Raw genomic sequence first — 4,814 nt, forward strand, 5'->3', positions numbered from 1 at the left:
TCCAGCGAGGCCGGCTCGACGCCGTGCACGACGATGTCGGCCGGCATGGTCCCCAGCAGTTCGAGGCTGGCCAGCACGTCGGGCAGGCCGATCTGGTGCGGCGAAAGCTTGCGGCGGAAGAACTTCGGCACCGCCTCGCCCGCGATGCGCACCAGCGTGCCCGGCGCGTGGCCGGCCTTCACCACGTCCAGCACGATCAGCAGGTCGGCGCCGGCGAGGTCCTCGATCATCTCCATGCCGGAAGTGCCGCCGTCGATCACCTGCACCTCGGGCGGCAGCCGCCAACCCTGCTCCAGCGCCTCGGCCGCCCGCACGCCGGCGGCCTCGTCGCTCAGGATCGTGTTGCCGATCCCCAGCACGACTGCGCGCATCTCACACCGCCTTGACGCTGATCGCGGTGTCGTGTTCGAGATCCGTGAGGTGGATCGCGCAGGCGATGCACGGATCGAAGGAGTGCACCGTGCGCAGCACTTCCAGCGGCTGCTCGGCGTTGGCGATCGGCGTGTCCACCAGCGAGGCCTCGTAGGGGCCGGCCTCGTCCTTGTCGTTGCGCGGGCAGGCGTTCCACGTGGAGGGCACCACGCACTGGTAGTTGCGGATCTTGCCGTCGTCGATCACCACCCAGTGCGACAGCGCGCCGCGCGGCGCCTCGTGGAAGCCCACGCCCATGACCTCGCCCTTGGGGAACACCGGCGGGTTGAAGGTCTTCACGTCGCCCTTGGCGATGTTGTTCACCAGCGCCGTCCACTGCTCGGCCAGCAGGTCGACCTGCACCGCGCAGGAGATCGCGCGGGCGGCGTGGCGGCCGATGGTGGAATGCATGGCGTCCAGGCCCACGGGCGTCTTCGCCAGCGCGGAGACGGTCTCCAGCGTCTGCGTGGCGTACTTCTTGGTCGGCTCGTGGCCGGCGGCGAGCATGGTGAGCACGCGGGCCAGCGGCCCCACCTGCGCCACCTTGCCGTAGAAGGTGGGCGACTTGAGCCACGAGTACGCGCCGTCGTCCTTGAAGTCGGTGTAGTGCGGCTTGGTCTCGCCCTGGTAGGGATGCAGCGGCCCCTTCCTGTCCTGCTGGTACCAGGAGTGCTTGACCGACTCTTCCACGCCCTTCATGAAGTAGGCGTCGCCGAATTCCTTGATCGGCTTGAAGGCCTTGAGGTCGCCGCCCTCGATGAAGCCGCCCGGCAGCAGGAACTGCGTGCCCTTGGTGTCCTGCGGCAGGTCGGGCACCGCGAGGTAGTTGGTGACGCCGCGGCCGATCTTCGTCCACTCGGGATAGAAGGCGCCGACCGCCGCCACGTCGACCAGGTAGACGTTCTTGACGAAGTCCTGCAGTTCGTCGATCCAGCCCTTGAGCGCCATCAGGCGTTCCACCGTCAGCACCGCCTGCGAGTCGGTGGCGATCGGATTGGCCACGCCGCCGACGGCCACGTTCTGGATGTGCGGGGTCTTGCCACCGAGCAGCGAGACGATCTTGTTGGCGCGCCGCTGCACCTCCAGCGCCTGCAGGTAGTGCGCCACCGCCAGCAGGTTCACCTCGGGCGGCAGCTTCATCGCCGGGTGGCCCCAGTAGCCGTTGGTGAAGATGCCGAGCTGGCCGCCGTTGACGAAGCCCTTGAGCCGCTCGTGCACGCGCCGCATCTCGTGCTTCGAGTTCAGGTGCCAGCTGGAGAGGCTTTCGCCCAGCGCCGCGGCCTTGTCCGGATCGGCCTTGAGCGCGGAGGTCACGTCCACCCAGTCCAGCGCGGAGAGGTGGTAGAAGTGCACGATCTGGTCGTGGACCGAATGCGCCAGGATGACCAGGTTGCGGATGTACTGCGCGTTCAGCGGCACTTCCATCTTCAGCGCGTTCTCCACCGCGCGCACCGAGGTGATGGCGTGCACGGTGGTGCAGACGCCGCAGATGCGCTGGGTGATCGCCCAGGCATCGCGCGGGTCGCGCCCGAGCAGGATCAGCTCGACGCCGCGCCACATCTGGCCGGAGGACCAGGCCTTGCGGACCTTGCCGCCGTCGACGTCGACGTCGATGCGCAGGTGCCCCTCGATGCGGGTGATCGGGTCGATGGTGATGCGGTTGGCCATGCGTATCTCCGTTGGTTCAGGCCGCGGCGGGTTCTTCCCGCGGCAGCACGGGGAAGCGGCGCGTGATGACGATGTAGCCCAGCACCTCGATGGCGAAGAAGCCGGCGGTGACGAGGATCTCGGTGAGGGCGGGGAAGTAGTGGAAGCCCGGACCGCTGTTGAAGGTGATGAGATAGCCGTTCAGGCGGATCAGCGAGCCGCCGACCATCACGCAGATGCCGGCCAGAAACAGGTTGGCCGGGTTGCGGCGCTGCTGCACGGTGCGGATCAGCGCGTAGGGCGCGAGGAAGGCGAGGTTCTCGAACCAGAACCACATCGCCGCCCAGGTCGGCTCGAACGCGAGGCCGAGGACGCCGCGCCACATCAGGTCGCCCACCCGCAGCGCGAGGTACAGGGCCAGCACGCCCAGCATCACCTTGGCCAGCGGATCGAGCAGGTGCACCTCGATCGAGCGGCGGTAGCCGGCCGCGGCCACGCAGCTCTCGAACAGCACCACCGCCCATCCCAGCACGATGGCCGAGAGCAGGTAGACCGCGCCCTGCAGCGGCGTCTGCCACAGCGGGTGCACCTGCGAGCCCATGATCACCAGCATGGTCCCCAGCGAGGACTGGTGCATCATCGGCAGCAGCACGCCCAGCGCGATGAAGACGAACAGGAACTTCTCCAGCTTCTGCTTCGCCACGTGCAGGCCGAACTTCTCCAGCGCCACCGGCGAGAACTCGATCCACATCACCAGGATGTAGGCGGTGACGCAGGCGGCCACCTCGAACATCACCGAGTTCGGGTTGACGTAGCCGGGCCAGAAGATGTGCCAGAAGTTCCACCAGCGCCCGAGGTCGAAGAAGATGCCGGCACCGGCCAGCGTGTACCCGAACAGGCTGCCGAGCAGCGCCGGGCGCACCAGCGGGTGGTAGCGGCCGCGGTTGAAGATGTAGACCAGCAGCGCCACCGAGAAGCCGCCGCAGGCGAGCGCGGAGCCGACCATCACGTCGACCACCACCCACAGGCCCCAGGCGTAGCCGTCGTTCAGGTGGGTCACGTAGCCCAGGCCCTTGAACATCCGCACGAGCAGGATGGCGGCCATGGCCGCGACCAGGAGGCCGCACACCAGCGTGACGCGGTTCAGCAGCTTGCCGCCGACGGGCGCCGGCGCGGGATGGTGCGTGCTCATTCGGTGCCCTCCTCGTCCTCGGGCCGCACGAACTTCTTCGCAGCCAGCGTCAGCCCGCCCAGCGCCAGCAGCGGCAGCACCAGCCCGCCATAGAGCGTGTGCTGGATGGTCTCGGAAGTCGCCGCCGTCGAACGCTCCGGCAGGCTCGGCATGCCGAGCTTCTCGAAGTCCACCGCCGAGAGCTTCAGCACCTGCGTGCCGCCGTATTCCTTCTCGCCGTAGACGTGCTGCTTGTAGGCCGCGACCGGGCCTTCCCAGCTGTCGTCCGCGCCGTCGATGCGGCCGCGCGGGTACTTCGTCGTGGTTCCGGGCTTCAGCGCGATGCGCCGCTTGGCTTCGGCCAGCAGGTCGGTCGTCTTGCCGAACAGCGTGGCGCCGGTGGGGCACACCTCGGCGCAGGCCGCGTAGCGGCCGTCCTTGGCGCGGTGGCTGCACAGCTCGCACTTGCCGATCTTTCCCGCCGGCCCGTCGTACTGGAATTTCGGGATGCCGAAGGGGCAGGCCAGCACGCAGTAGCGGCAGCCGACGCAGGCATCGGGGTCGTAGTTGACAATGCCGGTCTTCGCGTCCTTGGTCATGGCGGAGACCGGGCAGGCCGACACGCAGGAGGCGTCGACGCAGTGCATGCAGGAGGTCTTCATGAACGCGTAGCCGTCGGTCTCCGCGTCCTTCTCCAGGCCCGTCCCCTGCGCGTACATCTTGATGATGTTGAAGGTGGTGCCCGAGGTGTCGAGGGGCGTGTCCCACAGATGCTCCGGGCCGGAGAACTCGGGCGGATTGTTGTTGGCCTCCTTGCAGGCGGCGACGCAGGCCTTGCAGCCGACGCACAGCGTCGCGTCGTACAGCAGGCCCAGCGCGTCGGGCGAGCGCTGCAGGTTGTCGCGCGCACAGGCTTCGGGTGCGAGCGTGGCCGTCGCGGCGGCGGCGCCGCCCGCGACCAGGCCCTTCAGGAATCGGCGGCGGCTGTCCATGGCTTCAGCCCTGCGCGCCGCCTTGCGAGCCGGCGTCCGCCTGGCGCGAGCGCTTCAGTTCGGCCGCCTCGTGCGACAGGCCCAGGTTGCGCGTGAGCATCGCGCCCGCGCCCGCGGCGGCGCCGGCCAGTGCGGCCAGCGCCGCCGCCGCCGCGAGCGAGGCTCCCCTCCCTTGTTCTTCCACCACGCGCGGGAACTGCAGCGGCGGTGCCACGTTCTTCATCAGGGCCACCTGGTGGATCGGCTTGGTGAAGCCCACGCCCTTTTCCGAGCAGCCGATGCAGGGGTGGCCGCAACCGACCGGCCAGTTGTTCTCGCCGGCCTCGCCGAAGCCGATGCTGGAGCAGTTGGCATAGGTCTCGGGGCCCTTGCACCCGAGCTTGTAGAGGCACCAGCCCTGGCGGTGGCCCTCGTCGCCGAACTGCATGGCGAAGCGGCCGGCATCGAAGTGCGCCCGCCGCTCGCAGTGTTCATGCACCAGGCGGGAGTAGGCGAACTTGGGGCGGCCTTGCGCGTCCACCTCGGGCAGCTTGCCGAAGGTGAGGAAGTGCACCACCGTGGCCAGGAAGTTGTACGGATTGGGCGGGCAGCCA

Annotated in this window: 5 protein-coding genes; all 5 read right to left on the reverse strand. The window is 68.7% G+C overall.

All coding sequences use genetic code 11. From position 1 onward, the window contains the following. A partial coding sequence (locus VFM98_RS12905) for a HyaD/HybD family hydrogenase maturation endopeptidase (RefSeq protein WP_325110326.1) occupies positions 1 to 371 on the reverse strand: 371 nt, incomplete at its 3' end. A gap of 1 nt (position 372) precedes the next feature. Continuing rightward, positions 373 to 2,079 (reverse strand): nickel-dependent hydrogenase large subunit, encoded by a 1,707-nt coding sequence (locus tag VFM98_RS12910; RefSeq protein ID WP_325110327.1) that lies wholly within the window; start codon positions 2,077 to 2,079, stop codon positions 373 to 375. Between the two features lie 16 nt (positions 2,080 to 2,095). After that, positions 2,096 to 3,250, reverse strand: coding sequence for a Ni/Fe-hydrogenase cytochrome b subunit (hybB, locus tag VFM98_RS12915; protein WP_325110328.1), 1,155 nt, complete (start codon positions 3,248 to 3,250; stop codon positions 2,096 to 2,098). Beyond that, positions 3,247 to 4,221, reverse strand: coding sequence for a hydrogenase 2 operon protein HybA (gene hybA / locus VFM98_RS12920; RefSeq protein ID WP_325110329.1), 975 nt, complete (start codon positions 4,219 to 4,221; stop codon positions 3,247 to 3,249). The genes hybB and hybA overlap by 4 nt, the downstream gene beginning before the upstream one ends. 4 nt (positions 4,222 to 4,225) lie before the next feature. Continuing rightward, positions 4,226 to 4,814: hydrogenase small subunit (locus VFM98_RS12925; protein ID WP_325110330.1), on the reverse strand; the 589-nt coding region annotated here is incomplete at its 5' end.

It is taken from the genome of Ramlibacter sp. (assembly GCF_035706265.1).
In the GTDB taxonomy this organism is placed as follows: Bacteria; Pseudomonadota; Gammaproteobacteria; order Burkholderiales; family Burkholderiaceae_C; genus Ramlibacter.